Origin of the sequence: Bacillus cereus, from assembly GCF_015071065.1 — a bacterium.
In the GTDB taxonomy this organism is placed as follows: Bacteria; Bacillota; Bacilli; order Bacillales; family Bacillaceae_G; genus Bacillus_A; species Bacillus_A cereus_BA.
Window position 1 is genome coordinate 372055 of record NZ_VOVA01000002.1, and the last position, 14603, is coordinate 386657.

Consider the following 14603-nt stretch of genomic DNA (forward strand, 5'->3'; position numbering starts at 1 on the left):
TGAGATGACAAAGTGGAAGCGTGCAAATCCGAATGGAACGAGGGATTACTTATTCGAAGAATGTACGTTAATTGAAGAAGTGGAACAAAAATTAAGACGGACCTTTTTAGATAGAGGTTATGAAGAAATAAGGACACCTACAATTGAATTTTACGATGTTTTTGCATTTCAAAACAGGCCGATAGATGAAGAAAAGATGTATAAATTTTTTGATGAAAAAGGGCGGATTATCGTTTTACGCCCAGATATGACAATTCCTTTAGCAAGAGTAATTGGAACGCAGAGATGGGACACTCCTCTTAAAGTTACATATAGTGGAAATGTATTCCGGGCGAATGAGTCTCTTTCTGGAAAATATAATGAAATGGTACAAAGTGGTATTGAAATTATCGGGATTGATAATGTAAGAGCGGAAATTGAGTGCGTCATAAGCGTAATTCAAGCACTTCAAAAATTGAAGGTACAATCTTTTACAATTGAGATTGGGCAAGTGCAGTTATATAAATGTATTGTAAAAAAACTCTCCATTCATGATGAAGAAGAGAGGTTACTTAGAACATATATTGAGAGTAAAAATTATGCTGGTCTCTCAAATTTTATCGAAGAAAAAAAATTAGATCGGTGTGATGAAACAGTAAGATTACTTGAGAAACTACCAAGGTTATTCGGGAGTTTAGATGTTATTGAGGAAGCAGAAAAACTCGCCTCAAGTAATGAAATGAAAATGGCCATTGCAAGAGTGAAAGAAATATATGAAACAATTGAACAGTTAGGATATGCTTCCTACATATCAATTGATTTAGGTATGGTTCAACATTTGGATTATTATACGGGTGTTATTTTCAAAGGGTATATATATGAAATTGGAGAAGAGATTGTTAGTGGCGGAAGATATGATGAGTTAATTGGAAATTTTGGAGAGATGATGCCAGCTGTTGGGCTCGCGGTGCAAGTAAATCAAATAGTTAAGGCACTTCAAGAGCAGCAAGAACCATATAAACGAAAGAGAATAGATATTATGATTCACTATGAGTTAAATAGATTAGCAGAAGGGGAAAGGTTACGAAATTTACTTCAAAAGGACGGGAAGAATGCCCAGTTATCTTTATTCTCTAATTTAAATGATACTTTTCAATTTGCAAACAAGAATAAAATAATGACAGTCGTTGAGGCGAAGAGTGAGTCACTAGTGGAATATGTATGGAGAGAGAAATGGATCATCCAGAAAGAAGGGGAGGCTTCATGCGTAACATTCAAATTGCGTTAACGAAAGGAAGATTAGAAAAGCATGTTATTCCACTGTTTGAAAAAATTGGAATTGATTGTTCAGAGCTCAAAGATAAAGGAAGAAAACTTGTGTTTAAAAGTAAAAACACAAATATTTCATTTATTTTAGTGAAAGCGGTAGATGTTGCTACTTATGTAGAACATGGCGTAGCTGATATTGGAGTCGTTGGAAAAGATATATTAATGGAATTTGAGAAAGATATATATGAGATGGTGGATTTAGGAGTAGGCGTGTGTAAATTTTGTATCGCTTCTATTCCTACGTATAATCCGAAGAGTTATCGGAAAAAACGAATTGCTACGAAATATCCACACATTACTTCTACATATTTTCATGATAAAGGGGAGGATGTAGAAATTATTAAAATAGAAGGATCTGTAGAGATTGCTCCACTTCTAGGTTTGGCAGATGCAATTGTTGATATTGTTGAAACAGGAAAAACATTACAAGAAAACGGATTAATTGTATTTGAGGAAATGTGCTCTATATCAGCTCGAATGATTGTGAATAAGGCTGCATTGAAAACTAAAAAAGACGAAATATTCGGTATTATAAATATGATGGAACAAGAAATTTTGTCAGGGAAATAGGGGGACTTTCAATGGAGATAGTTTGTGAAGATTTCCAAGAGGCTTTATCGAAAATAAAGTTGCTACGAGAAAGCGCTAATATAATAGAAGAAACTGTTCAAAGAAGTGTAAGCGAAATTGTTCAAAATGTAAGGGAGAGTAAAGATGAAGCTGTATCGTTCTATACAAAAAAGTTTGATGGTGTAGAGATAAAAAATTTTCGTGTAAGTGCAGAAGAAATAAAACAAGCAAGTAAGTTTGTAGAACAAGCTTTTTTAGAAGCGTTAGAAGAGGCAAAGAAAAACATTGTCTCGTATCACGAAAAGCAAACAAGACAATCTATGTTCGATTGCGTGAGTGAAGGGGTAATTAGAGGACAGCTCATTCGGCCGTTAGAAAATGTAGGTGTATATGTGCCGGGCGGGACAGCTTCGTATCCTTCATCAGTATTAATGAATGTATTGCCAGCAAAACTCGCAGGAGTGAAAAAAATTGTAATGGTAACACCGCCGAGGCAAGGAGGAATTGATTCACATATTTTAGCTGCTGCAAGCCTTGCAGGTGTAGATGAAATTTATATGGCAGGTGGTGCTCAGGCAATTGCTGCTTTAGCATACGGAACGGAATCGATTCCTAAAGTAGATAAAATAGTTGGACCTGGAAATTTGTATGTTGCTCTAGCGAAGCGAGAAGTATATGGGATAGTCAATATCGATATGATTGCTGGACCATCAGAAATTGTAGTTATTGCAGATGAAACAGGAAATGCAAAATATATTGCTGCTGATTTATTATCACAAGCAGAGCATGATGAAAGAGCGACTGCTATTTGTATTACAACGAATGTACACCTTGCTAAAGAGGTAGAAAGAGAAATAGAAAGACAGCTAGAGACGTTACCAAGAAGTGAAATAGCTCGTGAGTCAATAAAAAGAAATGGAGCAATTTTTATTGTCCCTTCTTTAGAAGAGGCGTTTCATTTATCAAATGAAATCGCTCCAGAACATTTAGAGTTACACATAAAAGAGCCAATGAATGCTCTAGCTTATGTAAAGCATGCTGGATCCATTTTTCTTGGTCCATATGCACCTGAACCGCTTGGTGATTATTTAGCAGGACCGAATCACGTATTACCGACAAGTGGAACGGCAAGGTTTTTCTCTCCATTATCCGTCGATGATTTTGTGAAAAAATCAAGCTTCGTTTCTTATACGGAAGAAGCGTTAAGAAGTGTACAGCATCATATTGTAGAACTTGCAAATAAAGAAGGTTTACATGCCCACGCGAGAGCGATCCAAATTAGATTTGAGGAGGAAGAATAATGCGTCAATCTAGTCAAGCACGTGAGACGACTGAAACAAAGATTAAATTAAGTTTGCAGCTCGATGAAAGTACGAATGTTTCTGTTCAAACGGGAGTTGGTTTTTTTGATCATATGCTAACTTTATTTGCTAGGCATGGAAGATTCGGTTTGCAAGTTGAAGCTGAAGGTGATGTATTCGTTGACGCTCATCATACAGTTGAAGATGTTGGAATTGTACTCGGAACTTGCTTGAAAGAAGCATTGCAAAATAAAGAGGGGATTAACCGTTACGGCTCAGCGTATGTACCGATGGATGAATCTTTAGGATTTGTCGCGATTGATATAAGCGGGCGCTCATATATTGTATTTCAAGGTGAATTAATAAATCCGAAGCTAGGAGATTTTGACACAGAATTAACGGAAGAATTTTTTAGAGCAGTTGCCCATGCTGCAAATATTACGTTACATGCTCGCATTTTATATGGAAGCAATACACATCACAAAATTGAAGCTCTATTTAAAGCGTTTGGTCGAGCGCTTAGAGAGGCAGTCGATAAAAATGCCAACATTACTGGTGTAAATTCAACGAAAGGGATGTTGTAATTGATTGCTATTATAGATTATGGAATGGGGAATATTCGCAGTGTGGAACAAGCATTAAAATATATTGGAGCAGAGCACATTGTAACGGATGATAAAGAAGAAATATTGAGAAGTGATGGCGTTATTTTACCGGGAGTAGGCGTATTTCCGAAAGCGATGGAAGTTTTAGAAGAAAAAGATTTAGTATGTGTGCTAAAAGAAGCTGGGAGTTCAGGAAAACCGCTTCTGGGTATTTGCTTAGGAATGCAGCTTTTATTTGAAAAAAGTGAGGAACTACAAGACTGTAACGGATTAAATTTATTGCCAGGTGTCATTAGGAAGTTAAAAGTTCCTTATAAAATTCCACATATGGGGTGGAATGAGTTAAAGAAAGATGGAGAAATATCGCTTTGGAATGGAGTAGAGGACGGTTCTTTCGTATATTATGTCCACTCTTATTATGCAGATTGTCCAAATGAAATTGTGTATGGGGCAAGTGAGTATGGAGTGAAAGTACCTGGTTTTGTAGCAAAAGGAAATATATTTGGCGCACAGTTTCATCCTGAAAAAAGTGGTGAAATTGGAATGCAAATGTTAAAAAATTTCAAAGAGGTGGTAGAAGCATGGAAATCTTCCCAGCTATCGATGTAAAAGAAGGGCGATGCGTAAGGCTGTATCAAGGAGAGTTTAGTAAAGAAACGGTGATGAATGAAAATCCAGTCGCACAGGCAATCATATTTGAAAAACTTGGAGCGAAAATACTACACGTTGTTGATTTAGATGGAGCAATTGCTGGGGAGTCAGTAAATTTACCTGTCATTGAAAAAATATGCAAGGCGGTACGTATTCCGGTGCAAGTTGGAGGAGGAGTTCGGTCACTCGCGGCAGTGGAGAAGTTGTTGTCAGTAGGTGTAGAAAAAGTGATATTAGGAACGGCTGCCCTTTACGATAAATCATTTTTAGAAGAAGCTGTTCGTCTATATAAGGAGCAAATCATAGTTGGAATTGATGCGAAAAATGGTTTCGTAGCAACGAGGGGCTGGTTAGATGTGTCTGAAATTTCGTACATCGATTTAGCGAAGCAAATGGAAAGTTTAGGTGTTCAAACGATTGTGTTTACGGACATTTCAAAAGATGGGACACTGGGAGGACCAAATTTTGAGCAATTAGAGTTACTGCAAAAAAGCGTGGGTATTCGTGTGATTGCATCTGGAGGTGTCGCATCTATTCAAGATGTGAAAAGATTAAATGATATGAATATATATGGCGTCATAATTGGAAAGGCACTTTACGAGAAAACGATTGATTTAGAAGAAGTGTTACAGGTAACAAAACTATGTTAGCGAAACGAATTATTCCATGTCTAGATGTGAAAGAAGGGCGGGTAGTAAAGGGTGTGAATTTTATAGGGTTACAAGACGTCGGTGATCCTGTTGAAATAGCGGCATTATATAATGATGCGGGAGCAGATGAAATCGTATTTTTAGATATTACTGCGACGCATGAAGGGCGAAAAACGATTATAGATGTTGTAGAAAAAACTGCTTCAAAAGTATTCATTCCTCTCACAGTTGGCGGGGGGATTTCAAATGTTCAAGATATGTACAATTTACTAAGAGCTGGAGCGGATAAAGTTTCAATAAACTCAGCGGCAGTGAGAAATCCGAAGTTAATCCAGGAAGGTGCAGAACATTTTGGCTCACAATGTATTGTCGTAGCAATTGATGCTAGAAAAGTAGCAGAAGATAAATGGAATGTATACGTAAATGGCGGAAGACTTAATACAGGGATGAATGCAATCGAATGGGCGAAGCGCGTTGTTGAGCTCGGAGCAGGAGAAATTTTGTTGACGAGTATGGATGCAGATGGAACGAAAAACGGATATGATCTTCGTTTAACAGAAGCAATTTCAAACAGCGTTTCTGTTCCAGTAATCGCATCAGGTGGATGTGGTCATGTGGATCACATTATAGAAGTATTTCAAAAGACAACAGTTGATGCAGCATTAGCAGCATCAATCTTTCATTATGGTGAAGCGACTGTACAGGATGTGAAGAGAAAATTAAGAGAAGCAAACGTTGAGGTGCGGTTATGAAACCTAATTTTTCAAAAGGATTGATACCAGCTGTTGTTATCGAGGAAGATACGAAAGAAGTTTTAATGTTAGCTTATATGAATGAAGAAGCGTATGACAAGACACTGGAAACGAAAAGAACATGGTTTTATTCCCGTTCGAGACAATCGTTATGGAATAAAGGAGGTACATCGGGAAATGTACAATATGTGCAATCACTTTATTTAGACTGTGATCAAGATTCAATCGTTGTTGTCGTAAAGCAAGTAGGGCCTGCTTGCCATACGGGAGAAAAAACGTGTTTTCACTACAAAATTATATAGGGGGATACATATGGAAGATATCCTTAAGTTATTATTTGAAACAATTGAAGAACGAAAGAAAAATCCACTCTCTGAATCATATACGAATTATTTATTTTCAAAAGGTGAAGATAAAATTTTAAAGAAAATTGGTGAGGAGTGCGCCGAAGTAATTATCGCGTCTAAAAATAATGATAAAGAAGAAATAGTAAAAGAAATGGTTGATGTGTTCTATCACTGTTTTGTTCTATTAGCTGAAAAGAATATTGCACTGGAAGATGTCTTGCAAGAAGTGAAAGAAAGAAATGGAAAGCTTTCGAGGGTAGGGGACCGAAGAGAAATAGATACATTATAGGGGGGGAATATGGATGAAAGTAGATTATCATCTTCATTTAGAGGAAGGGCCATATACAATAGGGTGGCTTGCTAAAATAAATGATGCACTACAATATTATGAACCGCTTAAAGAAGATAAACATTCAATGGGATGGCTTATGAAAACACAAGAACGCCTGAAAAAACGTGTGAAGGAAGGTCCATTTACAGCGAAATGGATTGATTTATATTTAGAAGAGGCTTTGCGAAAAGGTATAAAAGAAGTTGGCATTGTCGATCATTTATACCGTTTTCATGAAGCGAAAGGATATTATGAAAAGTATGTAAATATTAGTGATTCAAAACTCGGTCGTTTACAGAAGGAATGGTTAGACCAAGTAAGAGTAGTTTCACTATACGATTTTACAAAGGCGATTGAAGAGGCGAAAGAACGCTGGAGTAAAAGAGGCGTCACACTTAAACTTGGAATTGAAGCAGATTATTTTATCGGCGGGGAACAAGAGTTAAAAGGTTTACTAGCATTAGGAGACTTTGATTATGTAATCGGTTCGGTCCATTTTATAGACGGATGGGGTTTTGATAATCCAGATACGAAAGAATATTTTAAGGGGCATGACTTACATGTACTATATGATACGTTTTTCAAAACGGTTGAGAGTGCGGTTCGTTCCGAGTTATTTGATATTATAGCTCATCTTGATAACATAAAAGTATTTAATTACCGGTTAGATGAGAATGAACAGCTTTCTTATTATAAGGAAATTGCGCGTGCGTTAGTTGAAACGAATACCGCAACAGAAATAAATGCGGGATTGTACTATCGCTATCCTGTGCGCGAAATGTGTCCAAGTCCGCTTTATTTACAAGTATTAGCTAAGTATGGAGTTCCGATTACTCTATCCTCAGATGCTCATTATCCGAATGATTTAGGAAAATATGTGGAAGAAAATATAAAGACATTACGCAATCATGATATTTCTCACATAGCTACATTTACGAAACGAGTAAGAACGATGAGATTGCTTGAAGAAGAAGTAACAATTTCAAAATAAAACACGATTTTTTGATGAAAACCACCCTTTTTGTTCAAAATAAGAAAGAATGAAAAGGAGGGTGGAAAATGGCGAAACAACAAAATAAACAAAACGTACAAGCGGCAGATCAAGCTTATACTTCTGAAACGAATAACACAGCTAACTCAGTTATCGAGGAACAAATAAGCGATACAGTTGCAGAGGGAACAATCGATGCAAAGCTTGGACAAGAATCTCAAGAGAAAGCGTAAGAAGAGGGGGAGAGATGAATCTCCTCTTTTCTTATGGGTAAAAAAGTGTCGATTTTCAAAACTATAATCAAATTCCTTGGTTTTTATATGTGGATTTCTTACAATGAAATATAAGAGATATCTTATTTTGTATAGAAGAGGTGTTAGTAGTGGCGAAAATATTAGTTGCAGGGAAAATTCCAGAAATCGGGTTAGAACTATTAAAGGATCATGATGTAGAAATGTACGATAAAGAAGAGTTAATTTCTTTAGAGGAATTAACAGAGCGTGTAAAAGATAAAGATGCATTGTTAAGCTTACTTTCTACAAAGGTGACGAAAGAAGTTATTGATGCGGCACCTCATTTAAAGATTGTTGCAAACTACGGTGCTGGTTACGACAATATTGATTTCACGTATGCAGGAGAAAAAGGAATTGCAGTATCGAATACACCGAAAGTATCAACTGAAGCGACAGCAGAATTAACATTTGCACTTCTTTTAGCAGCGGCACGTAGAATTCCTGAAGGGGATACGTTATGTCGTACAACTGGATTTAACGGCTGGGCACCATTATTTTTCTTGGGCCGCGAAGTACACGGTAAGACAATCGGAATTATTGGCCTTGGAGCAATCGGGAAGGCAGTTGCAAAACGTGCGAAGGCATTTGGAATGGATGTTTTATATACAGGACCAAATCGTAAGCCTGAAGCTGAAAGTGAACTGGGAGCAACATATGTAACATTGGAAGAATTATTACAAACAGCAGACTTTATTACAATTAACTGTGCTTATAATCCGAAATTACATCATATGATCGCTGAAGAACAGTTTAAAATGATGAAGAAAACAGCATATATTGTAAATGCTTCACGTGGACCAATTATGCATGAATTTGCACTTGCTCATGCACTAAAAACAAATGAAATTGAAGGTGCAGCTCTTGACGTGTTTGAATTTGAACCGAAAATTACAGAAGAGCTAAAAGGATTAAAGAATGTGGTGCTTGCTCCTCACGTAGGGAATGCAACATTCGAAACGCGTGATGCAATGGCTGAAATGGCAGTAAGAAATATTTTAGCTGTATTAAATGGTGAAGAACCTGTAACACCTGTAAATCAAAAAGTATTAGTTACAAAATAAAGCGAAACTTTAATCAGTGGAGGGAGTCTATCCCTCTCTGATTATTAGCCCTCGCCAACCGGGCTACCCGTAAATAGCGAGATAAAAAGAAACCTTCCAATTTCGGAAGGTTTCTTTTTATTTTTCTTTATTTGCTTTTTTAGAAGGTCTTTGTCTAAGGAATTGAGATAGCATATACAAAATATATAGTGGAATGGCAATGAATAAGAAAACAGAAAAATTACCAAAACCTGTTTGGTACATTGTGATAATGCTTCCAACTAAAAATAGTGTAATAATGATGCTATATCGTGGAATTGGTACATCTTTTAAACTTGGGATACGAATGCGGCTCACCATTAAAAATGCGAACGTTACAAATACTGTAATAAGAACGATTTTTGGAATGGTATGTGAAAATAATGTTAAGAAAGCAACAAGCCCTCCCGCTGCTGTAATCGGAACCCCAGTGAAATATTTCATTGAAGTAGAAGATGGTGTTACATTAAATCGTGCTAAGCGATATGCTCCGAACAGTGGGAATAATCCCGCTATGTATAGTCCAATGATTCCGTAGTTGGAAAAAGATGTGTAATACATTAAAACAGCAGGTGCTGCGCCAAATGTTACAACATCTGCGAGTGAATCAAGCTCTTTTCCCATTTGTGAATCAACGCGTAATAAACGAGCAACACGACCATCAAGACTATCTAACATCATCCCGATAAGTACTAAAATAGCAGCTGATTTATAATATCCTAAAGATGCATAGCCGATTGACAAGAATCCACTATATAAATTTCCGAGCGTGAATAAGTTTGGAATAGCTGCTCTATACAAAATCTGATCCCTTGCTTTCTGTTATAAATTCTTAATTAGTGTATGAAATTTTACTTATTTTATCATACCATAAATTTCTTCCTCATACGAAAGAAATTCCCAATTTGTGAAAGATTTGAAGTGTAAATAAAAAAGAAGCAACTTTTCACAAAGTTGCTTCCTACATTATTCAAATTTTGTTGTCATCGTTCCAGTTTTATATCGATTGTTAGGATCGAATCGTAATAAATCTCCATAAATCAGTTTGTCAGAGAGTTTTAAATCTGTTTTTGCTTTTTCAATATACGGCTGACATAGTGCTACATCTGCCTCTTCACCTGAGCTTCTTTTGTAGCACATATTTTTTGTATACACATAATCCTCTGTTACAAAACTACCATCGCGCATTACCATAAGTGGATCTTTTTCTTTTATAAATAAGTCAGTTCCAAATTCAACTGATTGATTCGTTTTAATACCAAGTAAATGAAGCAGTGTTGGTTTAATATCAATTTGTCCTGATACTTTAGAGATAACTTTTCCTTCTTGACCAGGTACATGAATAATGAGAGGGACGCGCTGTAATTGCATAGAATCAAATGGTGTAATAGCGTCTTTCCCAAGGAACTGAGCCATAGCTGCATTATGGTTTTCGGAAATGCCGTAGTGATCCCCATAAATAACAATAACGGAATTGTCGTATATTCCTTCTTCTTTTAATTGGTTAATGAATAATTTGAGAGCTTCATCCGTGTAGCGAACCGTTGGGAAATAGCGGTTTAGAACACCGCTTTCCGAATTAAACTCATCAATATATTGATCTTCTGGATTTAGAAGAAATGGAAAATGGTTTGTTAAAGTAATAAATTTCGTATAGAACGGTTGCGGTAAAGATTTCAACTTTGGAATAGATTGTTCAAAGAACTCTTTATCTTTTAATCCCCAACCGACAGACATTTGTTCAGTGCCTACGTAATCATTTAAATTAAAATAACGATCATATCCAAGTGCAGGATACATTACATCACGATTCCAAAATGTTTTATCGTTTGAATGGAAGACAGCGGAAGAATATCCGTATTTCTTTAACTGTTCTGGTGTGGCAGTATATTCATTTGTTGCATGAGTAAAGAATACAGAACCACGGTCTAACGGATAAAGTGAGTTTTCAACGATAAATTCAGCATCGGAAGTTTTACCTTGTCCCGTTTGATGATAGAAGTTATCGAAGTAAAAACTATCTTTTATAAACTGATTTAAAAATGGAGTAATCTCTTTTCCATTTATTTTTTTATTAATAACAAAACTTTGTGTAGATTCCATTGAAATTAAAATTACATTTTTACCTTTTGCAGCTCCGAATAAGTTTTTATCAACTTGCTTATCTTTTGCGTCAGTATAATTTTTAATTTCGGAGAATCCGTCGCCACTTGCAAATACACGTTCAGCCGAAGATTTAGATTGAAGTGTAATATCGAATAGATGATATGTGTATAAACCTAAATTTTTCACGACAGTTTGACGATCAAATGAGCGTGAGAACATTTGTGGTTTATAAATAACTGAAACAGCAATTTGCAGTGCCAATAGCGCTGTTACACCACTAAAGAAAGCCCGTTTCTCAGAACGAGAAAGTGGCGCCCTGTCACAAAATGATGGGAATTTACGTGAAATAAACATTAAAATAATTGCATCTGCAAATAAAAGTAATGTTTTGTACGTAAAGAGCTCTTTAATGCTCGTTCCTAAGTCGGCCATATTATTTGTTTGGAATAAAACAGGGAAAGTAACAAAATCGTTATAGAACCCGTAAAACATTGCATTTCCAAATAAAATAAATGACAGTACAAAACTAATTCCAATAATAATTCGGTTTCGGTACTTAGATGCAAGTAAAGCTAAACCGAAAAATAAAAGTAATGAAGCTATTGGATTAATAAAAAGCATAAATTCTTCAAAGAAGTTATCAATTTTAATATCAAATGCTAGCTTGTACACAATATATGTTTTAATCCATAATAAAACGACCGCAACGAGTGCAAATCGCAGTTTTGGAAACAAATGTTTTAGCATAATATACTCCTCTCCTAAAAGCATGACAGTTCATGTGAGTTTGTTTGAAAATCGTCTCACTATATATATACGAACAGTCCTTTATTATTATGATTATTATACTATGAGTATCATTATACGAAAATAAAGGGGAGTTGTGGGCTTTTTTTGTAACAATTGAGTAGAAAAAGCGAAGTGGGAGACAATAAAATGGAATTTCTATGTATGATTATTATCATTCGTTAAACATGGAAAGTATCGCGTAATGATACGGAGGTTATGATGCGGAAATTATTATATTTTATAGTATGCATTAGTTTTATGCTTTTTGTTTCACCGAGTGTATCAGTAGCACAATATGATGCACCGCTCATGGAAGATGCTCTTTATTCTGTGTTATTTCCAAAAATAAATGAAGCGATTGAGAAACAATATGGAAAATTAAAACCGTTTGATTGTCCTAAAATTATTAGTTTAAAAAAACTTTATAGCGGTACATATTTATTTCAAGCAGTAATTGAAATAACGAAATATGAATCAGGAATAGGTGGAAAAGTACTTCCGCCGTTTGAGAAGATAAGTATGACGTTTAACAATGAAGAAGGAGAATGGACTGTTACAAAAATCTCTATAAAGCGCTTACCAAATGACACGAAATTAAACTGTAAAAAAACAATATAAAAAATTGTTTGACAAATAAAATGTTCCTTTGGTATTGTTAATAGCAACAATTAGATGTTTGAAAATTAAATAGACTTACCTCATCTACTCTCAAAGGTAGAGGCCGCGATAGGAAAGAGTAAGCTATGGGAGATTTAGTGGAATCTGTGATCATAGGTTGAAAGGGACTATTGCCGAAATATAAGAATGACCACGTTATTCTTATATTGGGACTGCATTGAATAAATGTAGTACTGTCATAATATTTATTTTATGAAGAGCTATTTGGAGATGTTGATGCGGTTTCTTATTTTGAGAAGATAACAACTCGTTTATTTTTTCAATATATATTTTTCCTAATAAGAAACGCGTGTGAACATTGTTCCGCGCGTTTTTTGTCTATCTAAAAGCGTGCTGCAATGAATAGAAGATTGGGGTTATGAGTTTTAGAGGAAATAAGGGAGGAATTCAAATGTATTTACACGGCACAAGCCGAATCAATGGGCAAGGACACTTAGAAATTGGAGGGTGCGATACGACGCAACTAGCAAAACAATACGGAACACCACTTTATGTATACGATGAAGAGTCAATTCGAGGGAAATGTCGTGCGTTTCATCGTGCTTTTAAAGAAAGTGGTTTCTCTTATCAAGTAGCATATGCTAGCAAGGCGTTCTTGTGCATGGAGATGTGCCGAGTAGCTCGTGAAGAAAATATGTCTTTAGACGTTGTCTCTGGAGGGGAATTATATACTGCACTCCAAGCAGGATTTCCGGCATCGCGCATTCATTTTCACGGAAATAATAAAACAGAAGAAGAAATGATTATGGCTCTTCAGGCGAGTATTGGTTGTTTTGTGGTAGATAATTTCTTGGAATTAGAAATTTTACATGATTTAGCAGTGCAACATGGGAAATTTGTGAACATATTAATCCGTGTAACGCCTGGAGTAGAGGCACATACACACGAATATATAACAACAGGTCAAGAGGATTCGAAATTTGGATTTGGTGTTTCAAATGGTCAAGCGATGCAAGCAATTGAGCTAGCTTTACAAAAATCAAATTATAATGTGCTAGGAATTCACTCGCACATCGGATCGCAAATATTCGAAACGGCTGGTTTTGTTCGAGCAATTGAAGTACTACGTCAATTTTTAGAAGAAGTGAGAGAGCGAACAAATTATGTAGTGAAAGTATTAAATGTCGGCGGAGGTTTCGGTATACGTTATACGGAGTCTGATACACCGTTAACACTTGAAACGTATGTGCACGCTGTAACAAGTACGGTGAGAGAGCAGTTTACATTATGTGAATATCCGCTTCCTGAAATATGGATTGAGCCAGGGCGTAGTATTGTAGGTGATGCGGGAACAACAATTTATACAGTCGGAGCGGTGAAAGAGATTCCAGGCATAAGAAAATATGTTTCAGTCGATGGTGGGATGACAGATAATTTAAGGCCGGCTCTATATGGAGCGCGTTATGAGGCGATGTTGGCGAATCGAGGGAATGATGAGAATGAAGAACTTGTTTCGATTGCTGGGAAATGCTGTGAAAGTGGAGATATGCTGATTTGGGATATTAATCTTCCTAAAGTTGCTTCTTCTGATTTACTAGCGATTTCTTGCACGGGAGCATATGGGTACTCGATGGCTAATAATTATAATCGTATTCGTAGACCAGCTGTAGTCTTCGCAAAAGGCGGAACATCACAAATTGTTGTAGAACGTGAAACATATGAAAATATTATTGGGAACGATCGCATACGTATTAAAGAACTTGTTTAAATACGAAAAAAGGAGTTGTTCAGGATGGGCAATTCCTTTTTTATAAAGTGAAACGATAATCAATGGGGGTTTTGTTCATCCCCCACTGATTATCAGCCCTCACCAATCGGGCGTTTACGGGCAGCAGGGCTCCCACCTAACTTCTTTGCTCCAGCCGAATTTTGAGGTGGGAGTTTTACTGCCTACAAATAGCGGGATAAAATAAAATAATTAAAATATATCGGAAAACTAGGATTGAAAAAAATCAGAATTGTGATAAAATACAAATACAAAGCTTATCAAGAGAAGCGGAGGGAACTGGCCCTATGAAGCTCGGCAACCTGCTTATAGAAAGCAAGGTGCTAAATCCAGCAAAATGGAATCCATTTTGAAAGATAAGGTAAAATATATTACCGAACAGTCTTTTCGAAATGGGAAAGATTTTTTTTATGAATAAAAAGGGGG

16 protein-coding genes and 2 riboswitches are annotated in these 14603 nt (G+C 36.1%); of the genes, 14 read left to right on the plus strand and 2 right to left on the minus strand.

The window, feature by feature from the left end:
* The first annotated feature begins 4 nt into the window (after nt 1–4).
* The 12 genes from FT637_RS07900 (at nt 5) to FT637_RS07955 (ending at nt 8860) form a co-directional block, all read left to right on the plus strand.
* The gene (locus tag FT637_RS07900; RefSeq protein WP_193645811.1) at nt 5–1267 is read left to right on the plus strand and encodes an ATP phosphoribosyltransferase regulatory subunit; all 1263 of its coding nucleotides are present in this window, start codon (nt 5–7) and stop codon (nt 1265–1267) included.
* Nucleotides 1243–1878: an ATP phosphoribosyltransferase gene (gene hisG / locus FT637_RS07905; protein WP_193645812.1), complete on the plus strand. Its 636-nt coding sequence runs from the start codon at nt 1243–1245 to the stop codon at nt 1876–1878. Before FT637_RS07900 ends, hisG begins: the two co-directional genes overlap by 25 nt.
* Nucleotides 1879–1889: 11 nt before the next feature.
* Nucleotides 1890–3179, plus strand: coding sequence for a histidinol dehydrogenase (hisD, locus tag FT637_RS07910; protein WP_193645813.1), 1290 nt, complete (start codon nt 1890–1892; stop codon nt 3177–3179).
* Nucleotides 3179–3763, plus strand: a complete 585-nt coding sequence (gene hisB / locus FT637_RS07915) for an imidazoleglycerol-phosphate dehydratase HisB (RefSeq protein WP_193645814.1) — start codon at nt 3179–3181, stop codon at nt 3761–3763. Before hisD ends, hisB begins: the two co-directional genes overlap by 1 nt.
* Nucleotides 3764–4393 (plus strand): imidazole glycerol phosphate synthase subunit HisH, encoded by a 630-nt coding sequence (gene hisH / locus FT637_RS07920; RefSeq protein ID WP_193645815.1) that lies wholly within the window; start codon nt 3764–3766, stop codon nt 4391–4393.
* Nucleotides 4366–5085 (plus strand): 1-(5-phosphoribosyl)-5-[(5-phosphoribosylamino)methylideneamino]imidazole-4-carboxamide isomerase, encoded by a 720-nt coding sequence (gene hisA, locus FT637_RS07925; protein ID WP_193645816.1) that lies wholly within the window; start codon nt 4366–4368, stop codon nt 5083–5085. Before hisH ends, hisA begins: the two co-directional genes overlap by 28 nt.
* The gene (hisF, locus tag FT637_RS07930; RefSeq protein WP_193645817.1) at nt 5079–5837 is read left to right on the plus strand and encodes an imidazole glycerol phosphate synthase subunit HisF; all 759 of its coding nucleotides are present in this window, start codon (nt 5079–5081) and stop codon (nt 5835–5837) included. Before hisA ends, hisF begins: the two co-directional genes overlap by 7 nt.
* A complete protein-coding gene (gene hisI, locus FT637_RS07935) occupies nt 5834–6139 on the plus strand; it encodes a phosphoribosyl-AMP cyclohydrolase (RefSeq protein ID WP_193645818.1) in 306 nt (101 codons plus the stop codon). The genes hisF and hisI overlap by 4 nt, the downstream gene beginning before the upstream one ends.
* Before the next feature lie 10 nt (nt 6140–6149).
* A complete protein-coding gene (gene hisE / locus FT637_RS07940) occupies nt 6150–6473 on the plus strand; it encodes a phosphoribosyl-ATP diphosphatase (RefSeq protein WP_193645819.1) in 324 nt (107 codons plus the stop codon).
* 13 nt (nt 6474–6486) lie between these two features.
* On the plus strand, nt 6487–7506 hold the full coding sequence (locus FT637_RS07945; protein WP_193645820.1) for a histidinol phosphate phosphatase domain-containing protein: 1020 nt from the start codon (nt 6487–6489) through the stop codon (nt 7504–7506).
* Between the two features lie 68 nt (nt 7507–7574).
* A complete protein-coding gene (locus FT637_RS07950; protein WP_002158663.1) occupies nt 7575–7739 on the plus strand; it encodes a YozQ family protein in 165 nt (54 codons plus the stop codon).
* Nucleotides 7740–7888: 149 nt separating this feature from the next.
* Nucleotides 7889–8860, plus strand: coding sequence for an NAD(P)-dependent oxidoreductase (locus FT637_RS07955; protein ID WP_193645821.1), 972 nt, complete (start codon nt 7889–7891; stop codon nt 8858–8860).
* Between the two features lie 117 nt (nt 8861–8977).
* Here FT637_RS07955 and pssA read toward each other — a convergent pair whose 3' ends face one another.
* A complete protein-coding gene (gene pssA / locus FT637_RS07960; RefSeq protein ID WP_193645822.1) occupies nt 8978–9679 on the minus strand; it encodes a CDP-diacylglycerol--serine O-phosphatidyltransferase in 702 nt (233 codons plus the stop codon).
* A 165-nt stretch (nt 9680–9844) separates the two neighbouring features.
* Complete coding sequence (locus FT637_RS07965) at nt 9845–11731, minus strand: LTA synthase family protein (RefSeq protein WP_193645823.1); 1887 nt, start codon at nt 11729–11731, stop codon at nt 9845–9847.
* A 261-nt stretch (nt 11732–11992) separates the two neighbouring features.
* Between FT637_RS07965 and FT637_RS07970 the strand changes: the two genes are divergently transcribed.
* The gene (locus FT637_RS07970) at nt 11993–12391 is read left to right on the plus strand and encodes a DUF3888 domain-containing protein (protein ID WP_105584080.1); all 399 of its coding nucleotides are present in this window, start codon (nt 11993–11995) and stop codon (nt 12389–12391) included.
* A gap of 89 nt (nt 12392–12480) precedes the next feature.
* A riboswitch (Lysine riboswitch) is annotated at nt 12481–12662 on the plus strand.
* Nucleotides 12663–12842: 180 nt separating this feature from the next.
* Complete coding sequence (lysA, locus tag FT637_RS07975; RefSeq protein WP_193645824.1) at nt 12843–14159, plus strand: diaminopimelate decarboxylase; 1317 nt, start codon at nt 12843–12845, stop codon at nt 14157–14159.
* A gap of 272 nt (nt 14160–14431) precedes the next feature.
* Nucleotides 14432–14540, plus strand: a riboswitch (SAM riboswitch).
* Nucleotides 14541–14603 lie beyond the last annotated feature (63 nt).

Coding starts and splice junctions, on each gene's coding strand:
- hisE (WP_193645819.1), top strand. CDS start 6,150: ATGGAAGATATCCTTAAGTTATTATTTGAAACAATTGAAGAACGAAAG.
- hisB (WP_193645814.1), top strand. CDS start 3,179: ATGCGTCAATCTAGTCAAGCACGTGAGACGACTGAAACAAAGATTAAA.
- hisI (WP_193645818.1), top strand. CDS start 5,834: ATGAAACCTAATTTTTCAAAAGGATTGATACCAGCTGTTGTTATCGAG.
- FT637_RS07970 (WP_105584080.1), top strand. CDS start 11,993: ATGCGGAAATTATTATATTTTATAGTATGCATTAGTTTTATGCTTTTT.
- hisD (WP_193645813.1), top strand. CDS start 1,890: ATGGAGATAGTTTGTGAAGATTTCCAAGAGGCTTTATCGAAAATAAAG.
- lysA (WP_193645824.1), top strand. CDS start 12,843: ATGTATTTACACGGCACAAGCCGAATCAATGGGCAAGGACACTTAGAA.
- FT637_RS07950 (WP_002158663.1), top strand. CDS start 7,575: ATGGCGAAACAACAAAATAAACAAAACGTACAAGCGGCAGATCAAGCT.
- hisF (WP_193645817.1), top strand. CDS start 5,079: ATGTTAGCGAAACGAATTATTCCATGTCTAGATGTGAAAGAAGGGCGG.
- hisG (WP_193645812.1), top strand. CDS start 1,243: ATGCGTAACATTCAAATTGCGTTAACGAAAGGAAGATTAGAAAAGCAT.
- FT637_RS07900 (WP_193645811.1), top strand. CDS start 5: ATGACAAAGTGGAAGCGTGCAAATCCGAATGGAACGAGGGATTACTTA.
- FT637_RS07965 (WP_193645823.1), bottom strand. CDS start 11,731: ATGCTAAAACATTTGTTTCCAAAACTGCGATTTGCACTCGTTGCGGTC.
- hisA (WP_193645816.1), top strand. CDS start 4,366: ATGGAAATCTTCCCAGCTATCGATGTAAAAGAAGGGCGATGCGTAAGG.
- FT637_RS07945 (WP_193645820.1), top strand. CDS start 6,487: ATGAAAGTAGATTATCATCTTCATTTAGAGGAAGGGCCATATACAATA.